Below are 24,239 nucleotides of genomic sequence, written 5' to 3'. Positions count from 1 at the left end.
TATATGCGCAGCCTCGCCATCGATATAGGAAACACCGGCACAAAGTATGGCATCTTTGAAGAAGAAGCACTGGTAAAGCAAGGGAATTTTGAGAGTCAGGCGCAACTGCCCGACGAACTGCTGAGCCAAACTTTTGACCATGCCATTATTGCCTCGGTGGCCAGCGATGCCCATAGTATAAAATCAAGGCTGTCTGTGGACGGAAGCATACTTTTGCTCTCGCCCCAGACAGCCTTGCCTGTTTCTAACCAATACAAAACCCCGCAGACGCTGGGCGCTGACAGGATAGCCAGCGCAGCAGGGGCGCATTATTTTTTTCCGGGCCGCAACTGCCTGGTTTTTGATGCCGGCACCTGCATTACCCACGATTTTATAGACAGCAGCGGTGCCTACCAGGGCGGCGGCATTGCCCCTGGGCTGAGCATGAAGTTTAAGGCGCTGCATACTTTTACCGCACGCCTGCCGTTAGTACACCGGACCAACGAAAAGGTGCCTTTAATAGGGCAAACAACCGAGGAGTCAATTTTAAGCGGTGTGCTATCCGGAACAGTGGCAGAACTGAATGGCTTTATTCAGGCATATGCCGAAAAAGCAACTGATCTGGTGGTTATACTTTGCGGAGGAGACGCAGGATTTTTTGAAAGTAAATTAAAAGGACGCATCTTTGTAATTCCTGAACTGGTTTTGATCGGGCTTCACAGAATATTAGCACATAATGTATAAAACACTCCGAGTACTGATAGGCTTTGCCGTTCTATGTTTGACCCATGCCGCAACGGCACAGAATATTGGTAATACACCGTACTCCCGCTATGGCTTAGGTGAATACAATTACAACCTGGGAAATGTGCGGAATGCTGGTATGGCCGGAGTTGGGATCAGCGCCGGCAACAGTTTTCAGGCAAACACGATAAACCCGGCTTTGCTCTACTACAACAGCATTACGGTTTTTGATATCGGCCTGGCCGGACAGGTAAAGACGGTAAAAAACGCTTCGGAAAAGCAGGTTGACGGCAACGCTAGCCTTTATAACCTGGTGCTGGCCGTGCCGGTGTCGAAGCGCTGGAGTGCCGCTGTGGGTTTAAGGCCCTATACAACCGTTAATTACGAAACCCGGGCAAGCTCGGCCTTGGCAAGCAACCCACGCGCCACCATAGAGAGCCAGTACAAAGGCGAAGGAGGGCTATCGGAGGTTTATTTTAGCCACGGCGTGAAACTGGCCGAGGGCCTAACCGTGGGTGCCAGTGCTTCTTACATTTTCGGAACCATTACTAAGGAGGCAGCCACATTGGTGCGCGATGACTCTATTGCGAACATCGCCCAGGAGCGTGTGGTATACAGTGAGCGCACACGTTACGATAATTTTCTTTTTAGAGCGGGCGCAAATTACAGGAAGCAGCTAAACGAGAAGCTATACCTGAGTGCAGGAGCGCTGTATGCCCTTGAATCAGACTTTGACGCGCAACGCACAGCCTCCTTTGAGCGCAGAACGGTCTTTGGTAACATCATTGATGAGAACATCCTGCCCGACAGCTCTACATCTAATGTACATGTGCCTGCAAGCCTGCGTGGCGGAATTACGCTAGACAATGGCAGAAACTTTACGGTAGCCGCTGATTTTTATACCCAGCAATGGTCCACTTTTACAGGCTTTGACGGCAGCAGCGACCTGACCGATAGCTACAGAGTAGCCCTGGGAGGGGAACTGACACCAGATGCAAACTCCATCGATAGCTATTTTAAGCGCATCACTTACCGCGCCGGAGTATATTACGGAAACTCGCCTTACAGCATTAACGGGCAGCAGATAAAAGACAGAGGCGTAACAGCAGGCTTTACCATGCCGCTTGGCCGTGCTACCATCTACGACCTGTATCAGCTGAATGCCGCTTTCGGTTATGGCAACAAAGGCACAACAGATAAAGGACTGATCGCAGAGAACTATTTCCAGTTCAGCTTTGGTTTTACTGTTAACAGCAGATGGTTTATTAAGCGCAGGATTGAGTAGACCACGCCTGCACACATATGAAAAGGCCGTTCTTGGAGCGGCCTTTTTTGTGATAGCATGCACTGATCAGAACGAGGACACCAGAAAAAGAGAAAACTTGTTATATTCACTACTACAAAACTGGCAGAGCGGTATGCGGAAAACATGGATATTGATGCTGCTGGCACTTTTAGCTGGCGTAGGGATAAGCTGTGGCGACGATTTGCAGGACCCGGACAAGGAGCCGAAATATACAGGCCCGGTTATCGAGAACCACGATGTGGTTACTTTATACAGCGATTCGGCCAGACTACTTATAAAACTACAGGCCCCTGTTCAGCAGGAATTCGAAAACGGGGACGGCGTGTTTCCGAAGGGCCTCTATGTAGAGTTTTACGAAAAACCAGGGCAGATGACTTCTACCATCAAAGCCAACTATGCCCGGCAGGATAGGAACAAGGATGTATACCAGGCCAAAGGAAATGTTGTGGTAACCAACCTGGTAAAAAAAGAGAAACTGGAGACGGAGGAGCTATTCTGGAACAAGAACAAGGCAGAGATCTATACTGATAAGTTCGTAAAGATTACAACGGCAGAAGAAATACTGATGGGGCAGGGGCTACGGGCTAACCAGGACTTTTCAAGGTATAGGATCATGAAGCCAACCGGTATCATAGATTTAAAAGAGTAATGAACCCTAAACTGCTGAATTCCATTATATTGTCTTTGGCTTTCGTTGCAATAGTGATCGGGACTCACCGCAGCATTCAGGAAGCCGATATAGCTGGCAATTACTGGATATTTATGATTGCGCTGATCTTGTACATGCTTTACCGGCATCGGAAAAAGAAAGACAGTATAGAGAAATAATCTTTTGAGATGATAGACCCCAGTCAGATCATACTACTTTTGGCAGCCTTGCTGTTCTCCGCCTTTTTCTCAGGCATCGAGATGGCGTTTGTGGCCGCCAGCAAAATTCAGATAGAGCTCAGCGAAAAGAACGGCGTGTTATCCGGACGTATACTCTGGTATTTGCTGCAGCGGCCCTCGCGCCTTTTAGGCACCACGCTGATTGGCAATACAATGGCACTGGTGCTGTATGGTTTTGCAATTGCCGGAATCCTGAATGTGCTTTTGCATCTGTACCTGCCTGCCCCGATGCAAATCGGTGCGTTGATCGTGGTCTTGCAGGTTATCATTGCATCGGTGGTGGTGCTGCTCACGGCTGAGTTCCTGCCGCGAAGTCTGTTCGCCATTAACCCGAACCGCATGCTACAGGTTTTAGCGGTGCCCATCCTGGTATTCTATTACCTGCTCTACCCGGTAGTTTACCTGATCGTGCGCCTGAGCAAATGGATGGCGGAAAAAGTTTTTAAGATAGCCTTCTCGGAAGAAAAGCCTGTTTTCGGGTTTACGGATCTGAACGCCTACATCAAAAATCACCAGTATCACCCAGACCAGGAGAATGCGCCTGAGGTAGACCAGCAAATATTCCAGAACGCCCTGGAGTTTAAAACTGTGAAGGTGCGGGAGTGCATGGTGCCGCGTACCGAGATAGAAGCCGTGGAAGTGACTGAAACTATAGAGGCTCTCCGTCAGAAGTTCGTTCAGACAGGGCATTCAAAGATATTGGTGTACGAGAATACGATAGATAACATCATCGGGTATTGCCATCAGTTAGACATGTTTAAGCAGCCCGAAAGCGTGTCAGAGATCGTGTCGTTGGTTAGCCTGGTGCCGGAGAGTATGCTAGCCAGCGAGCTGTTTGTGAAGTTTGTGTCAGAACACCGGAGCGTGGCTGTGGTAGTGGACGAGTTTGGCGGTACTTCCGGCATCGTTACGGTAGAGGATGTGATTGAGGAGATATTCGGTGAGATCGAGGATGAGTTCGACGTCAATGAGGCACTGCTGGAACAGGTGATTCCAGAGAAAGGGATTTACCTGCTCAGTGGCAGGCATGAGATTGATTACCTGAATGAGAAGTACGAGTTAAATATGCCTGAAGGGGATTATGAAACACTCGGAGGACTTATTTTCTCTGTTTTCGGTGAAATTCCGACCCCTGGCGACGAGGTAGAAGTGGCTCCTTTTCACATTACAGTCCTTTCTATGGACGATAACCGCATCAACGCCGTGAAGCTGGTTAAAAAAACAGAGAATCAAGCAGATGCAGAATAAAAAACAGGAGCACACAAAATTTTGAATTTTAGCGCGATTAACCTTATTTTGCACAATCCTTTTATAAGTTAAACAAAGAATGGCATTAATTAACAAGATTAGAGAGAAGTCTGGTTGGGCTGTAGGCGCCATTGCCATAGGACTTGGCATATTTGTGGTAGGCGGAGACCTTCTGGGTCCTAACTCCAGGCTGATGGGTAACGATGCAAACGTTATCGGCGAAATAGGCGGCAAAGAGATCGGGTATGAGGAATTTGACGCTTCCTTTCAGCAGATAAAAACAAATTATGAGAATCAGGTAGGCCGGGCCGCGACAGAAGGCGAACTAGCCATGCTGCGTGAGCAGGCCTGGAACCAGCTTATATTTAAGATAGCCCTGCAAAAGGAGTATGATCGGCTGGGTATAACGGTTACGGAAGAAGAACTGGTTGACATGGTGCAGGGTAACAACATCCACCCGGCCGTTAAACAGGCTTTTGTAAACCCCCAGACAGGAGAGTTTGACCGCAATCAGGTGATCCAATACTTGCAAAACCTAGACCAGATGGGCCCTGAGGCGCGTCCGATGTGGGCAAACTTTCAACAAGGCGTGGTGGCAGACCGTATTCAAACAAAATTTGCCAACTTGCTTTCGAAGTCAGTGTACGTTACCACCGCAGAGGCCAAGCATTTTTACAATGCGCAGAACTCAACGGCAAGCCTGAAAGTACTGTTTGTACCTTACGCAACCGTTGCAGACACCACGGTAAAGGTGACAGATGCACAGCTTAAAGATTATTTTGAGCGCAACAAAGAGCTGTATAAGGTAGAGGAAGGGCGCTCACTTGAGTTTGTCACCATCCCGGTTAGTGCTTCCTCCGACGACAGCACATATTACAAAGAAGAAGTGTCGAAGCTTGCCCAGCAGTTTGCTGCCGCCACAAACGACTCTGCTTTCGTTTACGCCAACTCCGATGCGCCATTTAACGGCAGCTACCAGAACCCGGGCGAACTGCCTGAAGAACTGCGCAAGCAAATGCCGTTGCAAAAAGGCAAAGTGTACGGACCTTACAACAACCAAGGTACCATGGCGCTATACAAAGTTATGGATGCCAGAGAAGGCGATGTAAACGCCGCCAGAGCAAGCCATATCCTGATCAGACCGGAAAACGATACCCCGGAAGCAAAAGCAGCTGCAAAAGAGAAGGCACAGGATGTGCTGAACCAGATTAAAGGCGGTGCTGACTTTGCCCAGATGGCCACGCAGTACGGTACCGACGGGACAGCCTCTGTGGGCGGAGACCTGGGTTGGTTCCCTGAGGGGCAAATGGTAGCCCCGTTTGAGAAAGCTATTTTTGGCTCTTCGGGTACGGGCCTATTGCCTAACCTGGTAGAAACCGAGTATGGTTACCACATTGTAAAAGTGACAGAGCCTAAAACGAAGCAACAGTTCCAGATCGCCACCCTGCAGCGCTCCATCGAGCCAAGCGAATCTACCCGCGATGCCGCTTATGCTGTTGCTGATGAACTTTCTGGCACCAGTGGAAGCACGCAGGAGTTCAATGAGAACGTAGCCAAGAATAAATCCCTGGTGAAAGAGGAGGCCGTTAACATCGGCAAAAACAACATCCTGGTAAACAACCTGAACAATGCGCGTGAGCTGGTTCGTTGGGCCTATTCTAAAGATGCCGAAGTAGGCGATGTTTCTCCTGTTTTCGAGATAGAAGATCAGTTTGTGGTTGCCACCCTTACAGGCAAGCGCGAGAAAGGCTACGCCAAAGTAGAAGACATAAAGGATGAACTGACAGCCTCTGTTCGCAATGAAGTTAAAGCCAAGCAGATCATCGAGAAGCTGAAGGGCCAGAAAGGTGCTTTGGAGCAGATTGCGGCCAGCTACGGACCGAACGCCATGGTTAAAACTGCTGATAACGTCACCCTGGCTTCTTCTTCACTTCCAGGGTTTGGCATTGAGCCAGTGGCCGTTGGCAAAGCCTTCGGGATGAAACCTGGCGTAACCTCAGCGCCTTTTGAGGGCTTGAACGGCGTGCTGATGGTAGAGCTGTTGAGCGTAAACAAGGCGCCGGAAAGCAGCGACTTAGCAAGCGTAAAAGAACAAATACGCAACACCGCTGCCGGAAGTATAGAAAACAAGGCCTTCGAGGCCATTAAAGCCAAGGCAGAGATCAAAGACAACCGTGTAAGATTCTTCTAGCCTGCCCTAAACTTCTTAAAATAAAAGAGCCGCTCTGTTTTAGAGCGGCTCTTTTATTTTTTAAGCGTATATTCAGGTAGCTTCGCCGGTATATACCATCCTAAGTATAAATTCCGTTTTAAACACGATGACAAGAAAATCGCTCCTCCCGCTGTTGATCTTATTCCTGCTGCTTTTCCAGGCCCCCCGGGCAATGGCACAGGGGCAGGAACTGGAACTGGCCCGCACCTACTACAGCAAAGGCGATTATAGCAAAGCCGAGGAGTTGTATGCCAAAATGATCGACGAGCCCAGGCTGTTCCAGGTGGTATACCCGGATTACCTGAAAATACTGTTAGTGCAACGGAAGTATAAAGAGGCAGAGAAACTTGTAAAGAGGACAGTTAAAAAGTACCCTGCAATTCCGAATTTCCAGGTAGACCTGGGTGAGGTTTACCTGGCCGCAGGCGATAAAGAGGCAGCGGCAAAGCTGTATGATAAACTGTTGGAGCAAATGAAGCCCGCAGAGGTAATAGCGGTGGCAAACGCTTTTTTGCAGCATGAGCGCTATGATGATGCCGAGAAAGCTTACTTGAAAGGCCGAACGCTAAGCGGGAACCCCCAGGAGTATAACCGGCCGCTGATTGCGCTGTATGCCTATCGCCAGAAAACTAACATGCTTATCCCTGAAATACTGAACCTGTTGCAGACAGATAACCAGGAGCTGGGGTATGTGCAAAATATGCTGCAGAACAGCATGCAGGAAGAAAAAGCCCTCGACCTGCTGGAGAAAGAACTCATCCTGCGGGTGCAGCAAAATCCGGATAACCTGGCCTTTAACGAACTGCTGATCTGGCAATATATTCAACGGCGCGATTTTTACAATGCCCTGCTGCAGGCCCGTGCGGTAGACAAACGTACCCGAACCGGCGGCGTCCGGGTAATGGAACTGGGCACCATCAGCCTGATGAACAACGATTACCAGGGTGCGATTGAGGCTTTTGAATACATTGTGAAGGAATACCCCAAAGGCCCTTATTACCTGATTGCCAGGCAGCGGCTCATTAATGCCCGGGAGGAGCAGGTGCAACATACTTTTCCGGTAAACAAAGACAATATTCGTGCGCTGGTAGTCGATTACGAGGCACTGCTGCAAGAGGTGGGCAAGTCGGCGCAAACGGCGGAGGTGCTGCAGCATATGGCCTCGCTGTATGCTTTTTACCTGGATGACAAAGATAAAGCCATTGCGCTGCTGCAGGAGACCATTGACATGCCCCGCGCCAACCCCGACCTGGTAGCGGACAGCAAACTTACCCTGGGCGATATATACCTGCTCAAGAATGAGCCATGGGAGAGCACCCTGCTTTACTCTCAGGTTGAGAAAACGCATAAAGATACGCCCATTGGTTACGAGGCGAAGCTCCGAAACGCCAGACTGAACTACTATAAAGGCGACTTCGAGTTGGCCCAGGCACACCTGGATATTCTGAAACTGGCCACCAGCCGCGAAATTGCTAACGATGCCATGGACCTGAGCCTGCTGATTACCGATAACACGGGCCTGGATAGCTCCACCACCGCCATGGAGGCGTATGCGGCAATAGACCTGTTGATATTCCAGAACAAGCTGCAGGAAGCCCTGGCAGCCCTGGATGCGATGCTCCTGAAGTTCCCGGGCCACAGCCTGACAGACGAGATATACTTTCAGAAGGCTAGTATTTACGAACGCATGGGCAATTTCGAGAAGGCCGTTGAGAACCTGCAAAAGATTGTGAGCAACCCGCAGTACGATATCCTAAGCGACGATGCCCTGTACCGCATGGCCTATATCTACGAGGAGAATTTGCATGACAAACAGCGGGCCCAACAGCTCTACAACGACTTGCTGATAAAACACAAAGGGAGCATTTACGTGGCGGAGGCGCGGAAGCGTTTCCGGAAGCTGCGGGGAGATCAGGTGAACTAAGGCCGGTTAATCGCCGAAGAAGATCACCAGGACCAGTATAAACAGGATGAAGAAACCATACATCACCACGTCGAGGGAATAGTTTTTATACTTTTCAAAAAAATCTCTGAATCGTTTCACGGTTTATCCTGTTCTTCTACTACTGCAAAGATAGCGATTTTTAAAAACAGCGGGTGCCCCGGCAGCCTGAGCACCCCTGGAATCCCCTTAAAATTAGCTACCTTTACACCTCAATTTAAAGAAGCATAGCACAGGCAACATGGATAAAAGGTGGGTATATGTTCAGGAGGCGCCAGCCGACAAGGTGGAGCGCCTGGCGCAAAGCCTCAAGATAAGTCCGACACTTGCCGATATACTTTGCCAGCGCCACCTGTGCACGTTCGAGGAAACTAAAAACTACTTCCGCCCCTCCCTGGACCACCTGCTCGATCCTTTCCTGATGAAGGGTATGGACAAGGCCGTGGACCGGATAAATGAGGCCCTGCACAAGCAGGAAAAGATACTGGTGTATGGCGATTACGACGTGGATGGCACCACCTCTGTGGCCCTCATGTATGGTTTCCTGCGCAATTATACGCACCAGCTCGACTTCTACATTCCGGATAGGTATAAAGAAGGCTACGGGGTATCGCAGCAGGGCATAGACTGGGCTGCGGACAATGGCTTTACCCTGATCATCTGCCTGGACTGCGGCATAAAATCAGCGGATAAGATCGCCTATGCCTCAGCGCGGGGCGTCGATTTCATTATCTGCGACCATCACCTGCCTGACGAGGACATTCCGGATGCGATTGCCGTGCTTGATCCAAAACAGGTGGATTGTCCCTATCCATACAAGGAGCTATCCGGGTGTGGCGTTGGCTTTAAGCTGTTGCAGGCATTTTGTATCCAGAACGATATAGACCAGGGCGAGGCTTTTAAGATGCTGGACCTGCTGGTGGTCAGCATCGCGTCGGATATTGTGCCTATTACAGGAGAGAACCGCATACTGGCTTATTTCGGACTGCAGTTCATCAACGGGCCACAGCCCATGCGGCCCGGCCTGGAGGCGCTTAGAGAACTGGCCGGTACCACCGGTGAAATGGACATCACAAGCATTGTGTTTGGCTTTGCGCCACGCATAAACGCCGCCGGAAGAATGGGGGATGCCAAGAATGCTGTGAAGATGCTGTTGGCCAAAACCAAGGAGGAGGCCTTTAAAATGGCCGATCTCATTAACGAGTCCAACAAAGCACGCCGCGATAAAGACAGCAACATTACCCGCGAGGCGCTGCAGATGATAGAGGAGGATGATTTTCTGCGCGACGCCACCTCCACGGTTCTATTTAAGGATACCTGGCACAAAGGCGTGATCGGCATTGTGGCCTCCCGCTGCATCGAGAAGTATTACCGCCCCACCATTATCCTGACCGAATCCAATGGCAAGGCTTCCGGCTCGGCCCGCTCTGTGCATGGCTTTAACGTGCACAGCGCCATCGAGAGCTGCGCGGACCTGCTGGAGCAGTTTGGGGGCCACATGTATGCGGCGGGCCTTACCCTGCCAGTAGAGAACATCCCGGCCTTTAGGCAGCGGTTCGAAGAGGTGGTGGCCAGCACCATTACCGATGAGCAAAAGATACCGCAGATAGCGATCGACGCAAAAATTGAGCTGAAGCAAATCACGCGAAACTTCTTTAACATTTTGCGGCAGATGGAGCCTTTTGGTCCTGGCAACCCGAAGCCTGTGTTTATGTCGGAAGGGGTGTATGATACCGGCAGCGTGCGCGTAGTCGGGGAGTCGCACCTGAAGCTGCGCCTAACCCAGGACGGGGTCCACGCCATGGATGCCATCGGTTTCGGCCTGAGTGATTATTATCCGCTCATAACAAAGGGAGTGCCCTTTAACGTCTGCTACACCATTGAAGAAAATATATACCGTGACATCATCTCGCTGCAGCTGCGGATAAAAGACATTCGTTTTAAATAAGAAAGGCTCCTTTAAAGGAGCCTTTCTTATAAGTAGGGTAGGGTTATAGTTTGTTAAGGGCGGGGATACATGTGCTTTAATTGCTGTAAAGGACTATCCAATGGATTTGTTTTAACCGGCAGGCAAAGCTGGGCCAGGGTTTCAAAGTCGCCTGCAAAAAAGTTGATGTCCACGGCGGCGTTTATGCCACTGATGCTGCCCCTGTCGGTGGCCTGCCAGAACATCCAACTGTCGGTGTGGTGCACCTCGGGCATTACCGGGCTGTAACGCGCGATCCAGAAATGATACTCCGGGAAATGCCCCAGCAAATAGCGGCGGTAGTAGTTTTGGCTGGTGTAAATAATGGGCCGCACGCCATAATGCACCGTTACAGCCTCTAACCACGTTTTAATACCTTTCCGAAGCACTTCGGCACTCACCTTGGGGTCCGATACCTCCACGTCCAGCACGGGCGGCAGGTCGCCGGGTTCCATTACTACGGTATTGATAAAGATGTCTATTTGCCCCTGAATTGGCGCTTCAGGCTTAAAGAAATGATAGGCGCCACGCTTTACACCGTGTCTTTTAGATTCTGCCCAGTTACGCTCAAAAAAGGGGTCCAGCCTGTAATCGCCTTGAGTTGCTTTCACGAAAGCAAAGGAGATATCAGCCTCTTTCACCAAAGACCAGTCTACCTCTTTCTGCCACCTCGATACGTCAATCCCTTTAATAGAGGTGTTGTTGCTGGCAGTGGCAATTTTCGGCTCGTTGTTTTCAGATGGGTTGGGGGTGTCGGTAGTAAAGCCCGCATAGCCGGCAATTACCAGGAATCCGGTAATTGCCAGTTTCTGACCGGCGGAAATAAGTAAAGTAAATGGCATAAAGTTGAAACTAGTTGTAAGCGTGGTATCAAATTATATACTTATATTGATTTACACAATAGCGCACCATAAGGTTTATACATATTGTTGATTAAGTTTTAATAGCAAAAATCTAATATAAACGTCTCTAACTTAATCGCGCAGGTAGCGGCTACACGTTGCAGGGTGTGGGCTTTATGCGTAATTTAGCAGCGATGATACTGAGAGCAGAAAACCTGATTAAAAAGTATAAAGCACGCACCGTTGTAGATGATGTGAGTGTGGAGGTAAACCAAGGTGAGATAGTGGGTTTGCTTGGGCCGAACGGGGCCGGCAAAACAACTTCCTTTTACATGATCGTGGGGTTGGTGAAGCCTAACAGGGGTAAAATTTTCCTGGACAAGGAGGATATAACCAGTCTGCCGATGTACAAGCGGGCGAAACGAGGTGTCGGTTACCTGGCCCAGGAGCCCTCGGTGTTCCGGCAGCTCTCCGTGGAAGAGAACATTCTGTCGGTGCTGGAGATGACCGACATGCCAAAGCAGGCGCAACGCGAGAAAGTAGAGGAGCTGCTGGAAGAGTTCTCCCTGACCCACGTGCGGAAAAACAAGGGCATCGTACTGTCGGGTGGGGAGCGCCGCCGTACCGAAATAGCCCGCGCCCTGGCCGTTGACCCTAAGTTTGTGTTGCTCGACGAGCCTTTTGCCGGCGTAGACCCCATCGCTGTGGAGGAGATCCAAAGCATAGTTGCCAAGTTAAAGAGCAAGAACATCGGTATTCTGATCACCGACCACAACGTAAACGAAACGCTTTCCATCACTGACCGCGCCTATCTGCTCTTTGAGGGTAAGATACTGAAGGCCGGCACCGCCGAAGAGCTGGCCGCTGACGAGCAGGTGCGCCGCGTGTACCTGGGCAAACATTTTGAGCTGAAGCGTAAGGTTTAGCAGTTATCTATTTACCACCATAACAATCCAGCTTTGGAGATCATAAATTCGATAGTGACGTGGGTGATGAAAAAGCGGATCCATGACATTGATCTGTTCCGGAAGTATCCCCATGATGTGCAGCAGGAGCTTTTTCAGAACCTGATCAGCACGGCCAAGCATACTGAGTGGGGTAAAACGCACGGGTACGGCGATAACTTATCGGTAAATGAATTCCGGGAGCGTGTCCCCATCAGCACCTACGAGCAGCTTTACCCTTACATCGAGCGGGTGATGAAGGGGGAGCAAAACCTGCTGTGGCCTAGCAAAATAGAATGGTTCGCTAAATCGTCGGGCACCACCAATGCCCGTAGCAAATACATTCCGGTTAGCCCGGAGTCGTTGGAAGACTGCCACTACAAAGGCGGCAAAGACATGCTTTCGCTTTACGTGAACATACACCCGGATACCAGGCTGTTTACCGGCAAGGGCCTCTCCATCGGGGGCAGCCACCAGCCCAGCGAGTTCAACCCGAAAATGTCCTGTGGCGATGTGTCGGCGGTGATCATGCAAAACCTGCCCATCTGGGCCGAGGCCATCCGCACGCCCCCTCTTAAAATAGCCTTGATGGATAAGTGGGAGGAGAAGATCGAGAAAATGGTGGAAGTAACGGTGCCAGAGAACGTGACCAGCCTGAGCGGCGTACCCACCTGGACCTATATCCTGTTAAAGCGCATCCTGGCGGTAACAGGCAAAAACAATATTTTGGACGTGTGGCCTAACCTGGAGCTGTTCACGCATGGCGCCGTGGCCTTTGGGCCCTACCGCAAGCTTTTCGCTGATATCATCCCCTCTGATAAAATGAATTACCTGGAGGTATACAATGCCTCCGAGGGTTTTTTTGGGATTCAGGATCAGGAATGCCAGCCAGATGAGATGCTGCTGATGCTGGACTATGGCGTGTTCTATGAGTTTATACCCATGGACCAGTTTGAGGAGGAGGAGCCCAAGACACTGACCCTTGACCAGGTGGAGGTAGGAAAGAATTACGCCCTGCTGATCTCCACCAACGCCGGTTTGTGGCGGTATAAGATTGGCGACACTGTTCGCTTTACAAGTATAAGCCCGTACAGGATCAGGATATCAGGCCGTACCAAGCATTTTATGAATGCATTTGGCGAAGAGGTAATCGTGGAGAACGCTGAGAGCGCCATTACCAAAGCCTGCCAGGCGACTGACGCCGTTATCCTGAACTTTACAGCCGCCCCTATCTATATGGGAGGTGGCAAGCGCGGCGGCCACGAGTGGCTGATAGAATTTGAGAAAAAACCACAGGACCTGCGCTTGTTTACCCAAGTACTGGACGAGACACTACGCGAGATAAACTCTGACTATGACGCCAAGCGCCAGAACGATATTGCCCTGCAGGCGCCCATCGTACACATTGCCCCAGCAAATGCCTTTATACAATGGCTGCGCAGCAAAGGTAAACTGGGCGGGCAAAACAAGGTGCCGCGTTTAAGCAATTCCCGCGAATACCTGGAGGAAGTAATGGCAGTAAACAGTATGCAGCCTACTCCATAAGGCTGCTGAACATGCCGCCCTCCTTGTTGCTGTTCTCACCACGTGGCATAAGGGCTTCGATCAGTTTCTTTACCGGCATCGATTGTATCCAGACCCGGCCGGTGCCCCGCAAAGTGGCCAGGAAAATACCTTCGCCGCCGAATATCATAGACTTTAAACCGCCGGCGCGCTGCACGCTAAAGTCAACGCCTTCCTCAAAAGCCACCACGCAACCCGTGTCTACGCGCAGCGTCTCATTGTTTAGCTGCTTCTCCACCACGGTGCCGCCGGCGTGTATAAAGGCTCTGCCATTGCCCTGCATGCGCTGCAGTATAAAACCCTCGCCCCCGAAAAAGCCGGCCCCCAGGCGCTGGTTAAAGTGTATGCTTAGCTTTGTGCCGAGTGCAGCCGCCAGAAAAGCATCTTTCTGAGCGATCAGGGTGTTGTTGCGGGTGGTGCTAAGGTCTATCGGAAGTATGGATCCTGGATAGGGTGCCGAAAAGGCAACCCTGCTTTTGCCCTGGCCCCGGTGCGTAAAGTGCGTCATAAACAGCGACTCGCCTGTGATCAGGCGGCTACCCGCCGACAGCATTTTTCCGAAGAAGCCCTGGCTTGGGTTCGAGCCATCGCCCATTTTTGCCTGGAAGTCAATCCCTTCCTCCATGTACACCATGGCACCGGCCTCGGCAATTACCGTTTCGTTGGGGTCAAGTTCGATCTCGAGCACCTGTATGTCGTTACCAAAGATCTTATAGTCAATCTCGTGTGAGTTATGCATAATGGGAAGGTTTAGCGCGGACTGCTTTGAGCCACATTTTCAGACATTCCGTTATTCTTAGTCGTCCTCTTTCTTTTTTTTGCGGTTGGCTTTTGGCAGATTTTCCTCATCTTCCTCGTCAGAGGTCTTGGTGGTGTTGCGCACAAAGTCCTCGTCAGTCTCCTCCTGCTCCTCGCTTTCCTGCACATGAAACTCTTCCTCTTCGCGCTTGGCCTTTTCGGCGGCATCGCGCTTTACCAGTTTTTTATCTTCCACGTTGCTGTTGAGGAAATCATTTATCTTATCAATGCTATAGTTTGAGATGATCTCGCCGTGCTCATTTACTTTTATCTCAAAGCCCTCGAGGTCTTTGTGCACCCGCGATTTTTTCTTGCTGCTTTTACCTTCTTTCTTATTCTTGGCCATAACTTTCTGTGTTGATACCTTCTGATGTATAAGCATATTGGCCTAATTGGTTGCGATAGAGGTAAAAGTGTGCATAAAAAAAGGCCAACCGTAATGGTTAGCCTTCTATACTTTGCTACGAAAAGCGTTGCTGTTTAAGCAGTAGCGTACTGGTTGAGTCTGGCGATAGCCGTTTCGATGCGGTCAGCCGTCTCCTGCTGGCCGATCACCTCGATGATGTGCATCAGGTCGGGGCCCGCTTCGGCGCCTGTTACGGCTAACCGCAGGGCCTGCATCACCTGGCCGAGCTTCATGCCGTGGCGTTCTAAAACTGACACCAGCAAGTCCTTTACGCTGTCTGCGTTAAAACTTGCCAGGGCGGGCAACTCATTTTTAAAGTCTTCGAAAACGGCAACCGACTGGCTGTTCCATTTTTTAGCGGCCACTGTTTCGCTATACTTGGCGGGTGCCACAAAAAAGTACTCGGCTTCTTTCCAGAATTCCTGCGGAAAGCTCACGCGCTCCTTCATCAGTCCGGCAATTTTCTCCGCTTTCTCTTGCGTAGTGGTCAGGTTGTGCTCCTCCAGTGCTTTGATTAGATATCCGGCCAGCTCACTGTCCGGCTTGGCGCGCAGGTACTGCTCGTTAAACCAACGGGCTTTTTGAATATCGAAGCGGGTGCCGGACTTGCCAATGCGCTCTACCGAAAACTCCTCGATAAGCTCGTCCATTGTGAAAAGCTCTTGCTGTGTGCCCGGGTTCCAGCCCAAAAAGGCCAGGAAATTGGTAAAGGCCTCTGGCAGGTAACCCGCCTCACGGTAACCCGATGAAACCTCGCCTGTGTTTGGGTCGGTCCAGTGCAGCGGGAATACCGGGAAACCCAGCTTATCGCCGTCACGCTTGCTCAGCTTGCCATTGCCATCAGGCTTCAGCAACAGGGGCAGGTGCGCAAACTCAGGCATGGTATCTTCCCAGCCCAGGTAGCGGTACAACAGCACGTGCAACGGCGCAGAAGGCAACCATTCCTCCCCCCGGATCACGTGGGTGATCTCCATCAGGTGGTCATCCACAATGTTGGCCAGGTGGTAGGTCGGCATGCCATCCGATTTCATCAGCACTTTATCATCTATGGCAGAGGAGTGCACCATTACCCAACCCCGGATCATGTCTTTCAGGCGTACTTCCTCTTTGCGGGGAACCTTCAAACGGATCACATACGGGTCGCCGGACTCCAGGCGCTTCTTCACCTCATCCTCAGGCAGGGTAAGCGAGTTTTTCATGGTGGCCCTGGTAATGGCATTGTACTGCGGTGTGGCAACCTTAGCCGCTTTCAGGCGTTCACGCATCTCCTCCAGTTCCTCGGCCGTATCGAAGGCGTAGTAGGCGTGTCCGGCCTCTATCAGCTGCAAGGCATACTGCATGTACATGGGCTTGCGCTCAGACTGGCGGTAAGGCGCATAAGGGCCGCCTTTCCAGGGGCTCTCGTCCAGCTCTATGCCAGCCCATTCCAGCGATTCGCGGATGTAATCTTCGGCACCGGGCACAAAACGGTTCTGGTCTGTGTCCTCGATGCGCAATATCATTTTGCCGCCTGTTTTACGGGCCAGCAGGTAATTATAAAGGGCAGTGCGCACACCACCGATATGGAGAGGCCCAGTCGGGCTCGGGGCAAAGCGTACTCTAACTTCTCTTTCCATGTATTTAGTCTGATTCGGTTATTTCAGTTCAGGCACAAAGGTACAAAATTAACCAGCCATTCGGTAACAGTTACAGCAACTGTCTGTTTACAAGCAATGAATTGGCTCGTGCTGCGGGCGCAGACGTACAGCATAAACATTATCAGCTATTTGCGTATCTGCTAGTAACCACACCAACGCATCGTTACATGCTACGACACCGCCTGAAGATGGCCTGGGGATTGCTGAAGGAGGCATACCTGGAGTTTATTGATAACAACTCTTTCCAGAAAGGGGCGGCCCTGGCGTACTACACAATTTTCTCTTTGCCCCCCATGCTCATCATCATTATCAGCGCGGCCGGTTACTTCTTCGGAGAGCAGGCCGTGTCTGGCGAGATATACTTTTACATCAAGGAAATGATCGGGTCGGAGGGGGCTTACTCGGTGCAGAAAATGGTGGAGAACGTGAACGAGTTCGGCGATTTTAATGTGGCCGCTATTGTGGGCGTAATTGCCTTGTTTATCGCGGCAACGGGTGTTTTTATCTCGCTGCAAAGCTCCCTGAACGAGATTTGGTACGTAAAGCCTGTGCCGAAGCGGGGTTATCTGAAGCTGGTGCTCGACAGGATCCTTTCCTTTGGCATGATCCTGATCATCGCCATCATCCTGCTGGTATCCTTAATGGCGGACACCATTCTGGTGGCTATCGGCGACTTCTTGACAACGCGTTTCTCCGGCTGGGTAGTATATGTACTGCACGCCACGAATTTCGTGTCGGCTTTCCTGCTGATGTCCTTCCTGTTTGCCTGTGTTTATAAGTTTCTGCCCGATGCCAAGATAAAGTGGCGGGATGTGGGGGTGGGCGCTTTCGTTACGTCGCTTTTATTCGTGCTTTTCAGGGGCTTGATAGGCTTTTACCTGGGCAAGAATGATGTGGGTTCTGTGTATGGTGCGGCGGGCTCTATCATTGTTATACTTACCTGGGTGTTTTTTACCTCCCAAATCATCTTTTTCGGAGCCGTGTTCACGTTTGTTTACTCCCGCAAGTATGGCTTCAACATCTATCCCGCCGATTATGCCGTGCGGGTGATCAGGCAGGAGGTAGAGGTGGGTAATTCAGCCGTAAATGCCGAGCCTGGCAAGCATGAGAAAGAGGTATATGGGGAGTTGGAAGAAGAGGAAGCGCCTGAGGTTACGGATGAGGGAGAAGCTGCGAAGGGGGAGAATATTTGAGGAGTTACATAATAGGGTAAATCGTTTTATTTAAATTTATTTGGATTATATATATATATTAAAATTGTCTAATGATATTTTGTTAGTGTTCTATTAGAGTTTAGGCTTGAGACACTATGCAGGCGCATAAAATAATTAGATAACTTATAATCCACAATTTATGAAAAACAAATTTACCCTCTTGCACCCCATTTTAGTTATGATGCTTTTCATAGTTGGCTGCGAGCCAAGTGCAAAAGATGAAGCAGCTGAGCCAGCCATGATCCACAACGCAGTATTTAACCAAGAGGCCTTTGCAAAGGTTATACCCTATAATTTTAAGGTAGACTGGGCAAATCCTGTTAAAGGTTACTCTCAGGAGCTGGAGGCAGAGTTTTATGAGTATAATATTGAGTGGCTCGATAACTTTAACCCCAATGTGCTTGAGCAGAATAGGAAACAACTGAATATATACACTACTTATAAGATAATTGCTGTACCCGGAGAAAATAAAATTGACTTCTATAATGTCAGGCTGGTAGAGAAGAACACGCACAAAACGCCAGGCCTCTCGCTTGCCGCTTTAGGAAAGTATTCAGGTAGATCCTACTACTTTAATGAGGATGGGGAAAAGACTATAGTTGGCAATTACCTGGAGGGGCAGTTTAAAGGCACTTTGAGCCAGCGGAAAGCAGAAGAGCAAACGCGTTTTCTGCAATCTGCAAGAATGGAACCAGACTGTTATACTGTTAAAACATATCACTATACCGACTGGTACCAGATTTATCCAGATGGTTCATCCGTATATTCTGGATCGCAGCTTACCGATATAACTTATGAAACTTCTTGTGATGGAGGCGGCGGTGGCGGTGTCTACGGAGGAGGTGGTACAAGTGGAGGTGGCACTTCAGGAGGCGGTGGCTCAGATGGGACCTATGAAGACTGTGGCGACACAGTACATGGTTGCTTTTATGAGATTGAGGATAAAATTTTACCCTTAGTACAAGTTATTGCTGATGAATCAATAACTGAGAATCCAACAACTAATTGTATATATGATAAAGTAGATGAAGGCAATCATGGTTACGACACATTTCTAACGGAGTTTCAGAGTAGTACCAAGTATAATGTAATATTTAAACTTATATCTAACCTTACAGATAGCCAGGGTAATCCTGCAAATGGGACTACCGCCTACACAATTGGCAGCACCAATGTGACCATTTATATAAACAGTTCCAGACTTAACAGGCCTTCCTGGGAAATTGCAGGTACTTTTATACAAGAAATGGCACACGCTTACTTGGCGCAAAAGCTTATTTCCATTGGCGGGCCGGGCAATTTAAGTCAGTACGCCACCAATACTAATTTTAATGATTTATTTGATTATTATACCAAGTATGTAAAGGTTATAGATAATAACCATGTATACACGTCAGAAGAAAATAGCATTGCACAGCATAATTTAATTGCAGATATACTTATTACTGACATAGCATTAGGTATAAAAGACTATGTGGAGGCCAACACACCGGATATAAAGAATGACTCCTACATCACGCTTGATGTTTATAAAGCCGTAGCATGGAATGGACTACGCGGTACAGAGGCATTTACAAAGCTTTCAAAGGAAGAGCAAGATGCAATATTAGAGCAGGAGATGTTATTAAAGACAGGCACAGTAGATGGTTGTAATTAATTAAGATATGAAAGTAGTAAAATTTATATTTATCATCTGGTTTCTACTTGTATGGGGATTAGGTGTAAAAGGACAGGCGCCGGAAAAGGAAAATCTATATTTTGAGTTGGATAAGGGACGTATTGATTATAAAAAAAATGTATTCGAGCGTACCGTTACTATCGAAACAACAAGAAAATCCACAAACTATGGCTTCTTGATAAGATGTGACTGCCATATAGATGGCTCGCTTTCATTTTTTGGACATAACAATCCAGAAGTGGGCGAAACTTCTGAGCCTCCGAGAGTAGTATTAAAATCAGCGTATAAAAAGCTTAAGCTCATTAGTTTTGAAGAGCTGGTAAAGATCCTTAAGCAGTATGATTTAGAATTTAATGAGAAGTATAACTTGTATTTTTTGGAACCCTGCGAACAGAAACAAGGAAAATATATGCTATATAACGTCAAGTTTACAAATTCATTTATAGACAATCAGTAGCTAGGAAAAAATCTGTTATACAAACCACTATCTTTAACATGAAGCAACATCGAAAGGTTATTTGGTTGTTCGTAGCAGTTGTACTAAGCGCTATTATATACATTATTTTTTATGGGAAGAGTAGTCTTATGGCTCTTGATCAGGAAGAAATTTCAGTTAAGATTAGTGAAGTAAATGAGACTAAAACTTACAATGTAAGCATGCCTGCACAGCATGAGAAGTTTGTAAACAAATTAAAGATTAATGTGCAAGGCAATTTAGATGATACGGCTTTATTGAATCAATATTAATTGTACCCGGGTGTAGTAGATACTGTTCTTTATGATCATGATTGGTATCAGCCAGAATTCGATCTGAAGTACAACCCCTACAGAGCTACTAAAGGGGAACTGGAAGTGGGATTTACCTTTTATTATACGAATTAAATGAAAGTTAACAGGTCTGGCTGAATTCGAAACCAGACCTGTTATTAATTATCACAGTACTAGGTTAATGCGGATCAATAAAAACATATTTATATATGAAAACATGCTTATGGTGATCGCTTTTTGTTCATGCAGTATCATAACTATTCCTCAGGGACCTACACATAACGTACAAAAATATAAATCGAAAGTCGGCGGAAGTTACATAACTATAGGCTCCTTTCACTTTGAGGATAAAAAAGAAAGAGCACCAGCTTTCTATTTTATCAATAATGTAGCTATTGATCCTACAAATAAGTTAGCTGATACAACAATAACTGTTCAGCCTGGCAATTTTATAATTAAAGGCAAATATGTTTCTAAGCTGCAAACTGTTCTAGATAAGCTTACCGTAGCAAAAGGCGATTCTGTTTATGTAAAACTATATCTGAAAGATGATCCCGAGCCGCTGCGTTAACCTGTGCCCATACTGCATAAAAAATGTGTTTTGTCTTGTTGTAGTCTGTGTACTGGCGGCTTGCAATCATAGGCTATCTGCACCACAGCATTCTACTTACAGCAAAGGTGGGTACAGCTGGAGTTGGTTTAAGAGCAGTACGACAATGCCTGACAGCGCCTGGGTTACAGTTAAGGTGAAAGATGAAGCAGGAGGGAACGCACCTATGCCTTTGAGCGTAGCTTATGGTTGCCAAAAGATACAAACACAGCAAAATCAGGCTAGCTTTAAGGTTAGGCGATTAGATAACAAGCACCAGTTAAAAGTAGCTGCTCTAGGCTATTTAACAGTAGAAACAATGCCTTTTGATTTTAGCAAGGGGGATTCTGTTGTTGTTGACTTTGTACTAGGGGAAGATGACAGGCCACTTGTGAACTGTGAGGGCATACATTAGAATGAGAAAAACAAAAAGCCTCCTTAATGGGAGGCTTTTTGTTTAGAAAAGTTTACTTCGTCGCAATACAGGAAATCTCCACGTTCACATCTTTTGGCAGGCGGCTTACCTCCACGGTTTCGCGGGCAGGCGGGTTGCTGGTAAAATAGCTGCCGTATGTCTCGTTTATCTTTCCGAAGTTGTTCAGGTCTTTAACGAAGATGGTGCACTTGAGCACGTTGCTGAAATCCATACCGGCCTCGGTAAGTATAGCCTGCAGGTTCTGCATTACTTTGTGCGTTTCATTCTCAATGCTGTCGTTCACCAGGTTTCCGCTGTCGGCGTCCAGGGCTATCTGACCTGAAACGTATAGTGTTCCGTTGGCTAGGGTTGCCTGGCTGTAAGGCCCGATGGGGGCAGGTGCTTTAGATGAGTTGATGATGGTATGTGCCATAGTAGATTCTTTTAAATGTGTATCTTTACCATCAAAAGTACAGAAATATGCACATAGTTGTTTTATCTGGCCCCGAAATGGCCGCCGAATTCAAGCAGAAGTTCCCGGAGGGTAAAGAAGAGATAAGCTATACTTTTCTGAACAGCCACAGCCTTTTGGATGAGCAACTAGACCCCTCCGATGTTGTGTTTGATTTTTTGCTGCATGAGCAACTTGAGCGGATAAGCCTGTATGCGCCGGGACAAATCGTGTTTTGCAATGCCGCAACTATGCAACTGGCTTCTCTTGTTCATCAGAGCGAGCTGAAGGAGCCCTGCACCTTAATTGGTTTCAACGGACTGCCTACCCTTTTCAATCGCACGGTACTGGAGGTAAGCCTGCTAAATAAGAAAGGAGAGCAGAAGCTGAAAGAAGTATGTAATGCGTTAGGCACCGATTACCTTTTGGTGGATGATCGTGTCGGAATGGTTACGCCGCGCATGATCTGCATGATCATTAACGAAGCATTTTATACTTTGCAGGAGAACACAGCCAGCATGGAGGATATAGACCAGGGCATGAAACTCGGCACCAACTACCCGAAAGGCCCTTTTGAGTGGGCAAGCCAGCTCGGCATCGAAAATGTTTACAAGGTGCTGCAGGCTGTTTATGAGGATACGAAGGAAGAAAGATACAAGGTATGCCCACTGCTGAAAACACAGTACCTGCGAGGCGAAGCACTATAGTTATGCTACCTTTCTTTTAGCAGAAAGGATTATAAAACAAAAATGGGAGCTGCAGGGCTCCCATTTTTGTTTTATATCAACAGATAAGCGTTATTCTACTGTTACCGACTTGGCCAGGTTTCGTGGCTGGTCTACGTTGCAGCCGCGCATTACCGCAATGTGGTACGAAAGCAACTGCAGTGGAATCACAGAAAGCAAAGGCATCAGGTGCTCGCTTGTCTCCGGAATCTCAATCACATAATCGGCCATGGATGGGATTGTCGTATCGCCTTCCGTTACAATGGCGATAACTTTACCCTTACGGGCCTTTACCTCCTGCACGTTAGATACGATCTTCTCGTAAGAGCTGTCTTTTGTCGCGATTACCACCACTGGCATCTGCTCGTCGATCAAAGCGATCGGGCCGTGCTTCATTTCAGCGGCAGGGTAGCCTTCTGCGTGTATATAGGAAATCTCCTTTAGCTTAAGCGCACCCTCCAGGGCAACCGGGAAGTTATAGCCTCGGCCCAGGTACAGGAAATTGGTTGCATCTTTAAACACCTCGGCAATCTCCACAATCTGCTCGTTCAGCTGCAAAGCCTTCTCTACCTTGGCAGGAATGTTCTCCAGTTCGACGATCATCTGGCGCAGCCTGGTTGTTTCTAAAGCGCCGCGCTTGCTGCCAATGATCATGGCAATAATGGTAAGTACCGTCACCTGTGCCGTGAAGGCCTTGGTGCTGGCAACGCCAATCTCCGGGCCCGCATGGGTATATGCACCGGCATCGGTGGCACGGGCAATAGAGGAACCCACCACGTTGCAAATGCCAAAAATAGTGGCGCCTTTTGATTTCGCCAGTTCAATGGCTGCCAACGTATCCGCTGTTTCTCCGGACTGTGAAATGGCGATCACGATATCTTTCTCCGTAATGATCGGATTTCGGTAACGGAACTCTGAGGCATACTCTACCTCTACAGGTACCCGTGCCAGGTCCTCGATCAGGTACTCGGCTACCAAGCCGGCATGCCAAGACGTGCCGCAGGCCACAATAATGATGCGCTCTGCATTGGCAAATTTATTTTCATACTCACGTATGCCACCCATCATCAGGTGCCCGTTCTCGGCCACCATGCGGCCGCGCATGCTGTCCAGGATAGAGCGGGGCTGCTCGTAGATCTCTTTCAGCATGAAGTGCTCGTAGCCACCTTTCTCGATTGACTCCAGGGCCATCTCCAACCGGTGCACGTATGGCGTTTGCTTCACATCCTCTTTGGTGCGTATCTCCAGCTCACCGTTGTTGACCACTGCCAACTCAAAATCATTCAGGTAGATCACATCGTTGGTGTACTCGATGATGGGGGTTGCATCGGAAGCCAGGAAATACTCGCCGTCTCCAACGCCTACCACCAACGGGCTGCCTTTGCGGGCGGCAATTAACTGGTTGGGGCTGTCTTTTGACAGCACCACGATGGCATACGCACCCACTACTTCGTGCATGGCCAGGCGCACTGCCTCCGGCAGGGTGCAGTTGTTGTTCACACGTATGTCCTCGATCAGGTTAATGAACACTTCCGAGTCGGTGTCTGAATGGAAAGTATGGCCTTTACCGATCAATAATTTCTTTAAAGACGCGTAATTCTCAATGATGCCATTGTGAATGATCGCAATATTTTTGGAGGTAGAATAATGGGGGTGTGCATTCTCGTCGTTAGGCTCGCCATGTGTTGCCCAGCGTGTATGGCCCATGCCAATGTTGCTGTGTGTGTCCTTGTCAGCGATAAAGGCCTCCAGCTCCGCCACTTTGCCTTTTTTCTTATAAACGCTAAGGCCACCATTCATTAAGGCGATGCCAGCACTATCGTAACCTCTATACTCTAGTCTTTTGAGACCTTTAATTATAATCGGGCAGGCTTCTCTGTGCCCTACATATGCTACAATTCCACACATATTTTCTTCTTAAAAA

General features: G+C 48.7%; 23 protein-coding genes. 17 read left to right on the top strand and 6 right to left on the bottom strand.

What is annotated here, in order from left to right; translation table 11 throughout:
* Positions 1 to 3 precede the first annotated feature (3 nt).
* The 8 genes from AC4BAN_RS14690 to recJ all read left to right on the top strand — a co-directional run bounded on the left by AC4BAN_RS14690 (position 4) and on the right by recJ (position 10,267).
* Positions 4 to 723 carry a type III pantothenate kinase gene (locus tag AC4BAN_RS14690; protein ID WP_490565164.1) on the top strand — a complete coding sequence of 240 codons (720 nt, stop codon included), beginning with the start codon at positions 4 to 6 and terminating at the stop codon, positions 721 to 723.
* Complete coding sequence (gene bamG / locus AC4BAN_RS14685) at positions 716 to 2,008, top strand: BamG family beta-barrel-assembly machinery protein (RefSeq protein ID WP_490565163.1); 1,293 nt, start codon at positions 716 to 718, stop codon at positions 2,006 to 2,008. The genes AC4BAN_RS14690 and bamG overlap by 8 nt, the downstream gene beginning before the upstream one ends.
* Before the next feature lie 133 nt (positions 2,009 to 2,141).
* Positions 2,142 to 2,678, top strand: coding sequence for an LPS export ABC transporter periplasmic protein LptC (lptC, locus tag AC4BAN_RS14680; RefSeq protein ID WP_490565162.1), 537 nt, complete (start codon positions 2,142 to 2,144; stop codon positions 2,676 to 2,678).
* Positions 2,678 to 2,857: a hypothetical protein gene (locus AC4BAN_RS14675; protein WP_490565161.1), complete on the top strand. Its 180-nt coding sequence runs from the start codon at positions 2,678 to 2,680 to the stop codon at positions 2,855 to 2,857. Before lptC ends, AC4BAN_RS14675 begins: the two co-directional genes overlap by 1 nt.
* Before the next feature lie 9 nt (positions 2,858 to 2,866).
* Entirely contained in the window at positions 2,867 to 4,165 is a 1,299-nt protein-coding gene (locus tag AC4BAN_RS14670) for a hemolysin family protein (protein WP_490565160.1), read from the top strand.
* A gap of 79 nt (positions 4,166 to 4,244) precedes the next feature.
* Positions 4,245 to 6,356, top strand: coding sequence for a peptidylprolyl isomerase (locus AC4BAN_RS14665; RefSeq protein ID WP_490565159.1), 2,112 nt, complete (start codon positions 4,245 to 4,247; stop codon positions 6,354 to 6,356).
* A gap of 127 nt (positions 6,357 to 6,483) precedes the next feature.
* Positions 6,484 to 8,301 carry a tetratricopeptide repeat protein gene (locus tag AC4BAN_RS14660; RefSeq protein WP_490565158.1) on the top strand — a complete coding sequence of 606 codons (1,818 nt, stop codon included), beginning with the start codon at positions 6,484 to 6,486 and terminating at the stop codon, positions 8,299 to 8,301.
* A 259-nt stretch (positions 8,302 to 8,560) separates the two neighbouring features.
* Complete coding sequence (recJ, locus tag AC4BAN_RS14655; RefSeq protein ID WP_490565157.1) at positions 8,561 to 10,267, top strand: single-stranded-DNA-specific exonuclease RecJ; 1,707 nt, start codon at positions 8,561 to 8,563, stop codon at positions 10,265 to 10,267.
* A 53-nt stretch (positions 10,268 to 10,320) separates the two neighbouring features.
* Here recJ and AC4BAN_RS14650 read toward each other — a convergent pair whose 3' ends face one another.
* A complete protein-coding gene (locus tag AC4BAN_RS14650) occupies positions 10,321 to 11,127 on the bottom strand; it encodes a glycoside hydrolase family 25 protein (RefSeq protein ID WP_490565156.1) in 807 nt (268 codons plus the stop codon).
* A 194-nt stretch (positions 11,128 to 11,321) separates the two neighbouring features.
* On the opposite strand from AC4BAN_RS14650, the gene lptB reads away from it, so the two are divergent.
* Both lptB and AC4BAN_RS14640 read left to right on the top strand, forming a co-directional pair.
* Entirely contained in the window at positions 11,322 to 12,053 is a 732-nt protein-coding gene (gene lptB, locus AC4BAN_RS14645; RefSeq protein WP_490565155.1) for an LPS export ABC transporter ATP-binding protein, read from the top strand.
* Between the two features lie 33 nt (positions 12,054 to 12,086).
* Positions 12,087 to 13,616: a GH3 auxin-responsive promoter family protein gene (locus AC4BAN_RS14640; RefSeq protein WP_490565154.1), complete on the top strand. Its 1,530-nt coding sequence runs from the start codon at positions 12,087 to 12,089 to the stop codon at positions 13,614 to 13,616.
* Here AC4BAN_RS14640 and AC4BAN_RS14635 read toward each other — a convergent pair.
* The 3 genes from AC4BAN_RS14635 to gltX form a co-directional block, all read right to left on the bottom strand.
* A complete protein-coding gene (locus tag AC4BAN_RS14635; protein ID WP_490565153.1) occupies positions 13,606 to 14,373 on the bottom strand; it encodes a TIGR00266 family protein in 768 nt (255 codons plus the stop codon). The two genes, AC4BAN_RS14640 and AC4BAN_RS14635, sit on opposite strands and share 11 nt — an antisense overlap.
* A 57-nt stretch (positions 14,374 to 14,430) precedes the next feature.
* A complete protein-coding gene (locus AC4BAN_RS14630) occupies positions 14,431 to 14,778 on the bottom strand; it encodes a hypothetical protein (RefSeq protein WP_490565152.1) in 348 nt (115 codons plus the stop codon).
* A 134-nt stretch (positions 14,779 to 14,912) separates the two neighbouring features.
* The gene (gene gltX, locus AC4BAN_RS14625; RefSeq protein ID WP_490565151.1) at positions 14,913 to 16,454 is read right to left on the bottom strand and encodes a glutamate--tRNA ligase; all 1,542 of its coding nucleotides are present in this window, start codon (positions 16,452 to 16,454) and stop codon (positions 14,913 to 14,915) included.
* 188 nt (positions 16,455 to 16,642) lie between these two features.
* Here gltX and AC4BAN_RS14620 point away from each other — a divergent pair, with 188 nt between their 5' ends.
* The 6 genes from AC4BAN_RS14620 to AC4BAN_RS14595 all read left to right on the top strand — a co-directional run bounded on the left by AC4BAN_RS14620 (position 16,643) and on the right by AC4BAN_RS14595 (position 21,139).
* Positions 16,643 to 17,668 carry a YihY/virulence factor BrkB family protein gene (locus AC4BAN_RS14620; RefSeq protein WP_490565150.1) on the top strand — a complete coding sequence of 342 codons (1,026 nt, stop codon included), beginning with the start codon at positions 16,643 to 16,645 and terminating at the stop codon, positions 17,666 to 17,668.
* Between the two features lie 160 nt (positions 17,669 to 17,828).
* Positions 17,829 to 19,346, top strand: coding sequence for a hypothetical protein (locus tag AC4BAN_RS14615; RefSeq protein ID WP_490565149.1), 1,518 nt, complete (start codon positions 17,829 to 17,831; stop codon positions 19,344 to 19,346).
* A 7-nt stretch (positions 19,347 to 19,353) separates the two neighbouring features.
* Positions 19,354 to 19,824: a hypothetical protein gene (locus AC4BAN_RS14610; RefSeq protein ID WP_490565148.1), complete on the top strand. Its 471-nt coding sequence runs from the start codon at positions 19,354 to 19,356 to the stop codon at positions 19,822 to 19,824.
* A gap of 38 nt (positions 19,825 to 19,862) precedes the next feature.
* Complete coding sequence (locus tag AC4BAN_RS14605) at positions 19,863 to 20,114, top strand: hypothetical protein (protein WP_490565147.1); 252 nt, start codon at positions 19,863 to 19,865, stop codon at positions 20,112 to 20,114.
* Between the two features lie 202 nt (positions 20,115 to 20,316).
* Positions 20,317 to 20,706, top strand: a complete 390-nt coding sequence (locus tag AC4BAN_RS14600; protein ID WP_490565146.1) for a hypothetical protein — start codon at positions 20,317 to 20,319, stop codon at positions 20,704 to 20,706.
* Between the two features lie 145 nt (positions 20,707 to 20,851).
* Entirely contained in the window at positions 20,852 to 21,139 is a 288-nt protein-coding gene (locus AC4BAN_RS14595) for a hypothetical protein (RefSeq protein ID WP_490565145.1), read from the top strand.
* 52 nt (positions 21,140 to 21,191) lie between these two features.
* On the opposite strand, the gene AC4BAN_RS14590 is transcribed toward AC4BAN_RS14595, so the two are convergent.
* Positions 21,192 to 21,572, bottom strand: coding sequence for a RidA family protein (locus AC4BAN_RS14590; RefSeq protein WP_490565144.1), 381 nt, complete (start codon positions 21,570 to 21,572; stop codon positions 21,192 to 21,194).
* Between the two features lie 47 nt (positions 21,573 to 21,619).
* Between AC4BAN_RS14590 and AC4BAN_RS14585 the strand changes: the two genes are divergently transcribed.
* Positions 21,620 to 22,297, top strand: coding sequence for a 3-hydroxyacyl-CoA dehydrogenase family protein (locus AC4BAN_RS14585; RefSeq protein ID WP_490565143.1), 678 nt, complete (start codon positions 21,620 to 21,622; stop codon positions 22,295 to 22,297).
* Positions 22,298 to 22,387: 90 nt separating this feature from the next.
* On the opposite strand, the gene glmS is transcribed toward AC4BAN_RS14585, so the two are convergent.
* Positions 22,388 to 24,223, bottom strand: coding sequence for a glutamine--fructose-6-phosphate transaminase (isomerizing) (gene glmS, locus AC4BAN_RS14580; RefSeq protein ID WP_490565142.1), 1,836 nt, complete (start codon positions 24,221 to 24,223; stop codon positions 22,388 to 22,390).
* Positions 24,224 to 24,239 lie beyond the last annotated feature (16 nt).

The organism is Pontibacter sp. GD13 (genome assembly GCF_058216355.1).
This window is presented reverse-complemented; position numbering and strand designations above follow the sequence as displayed.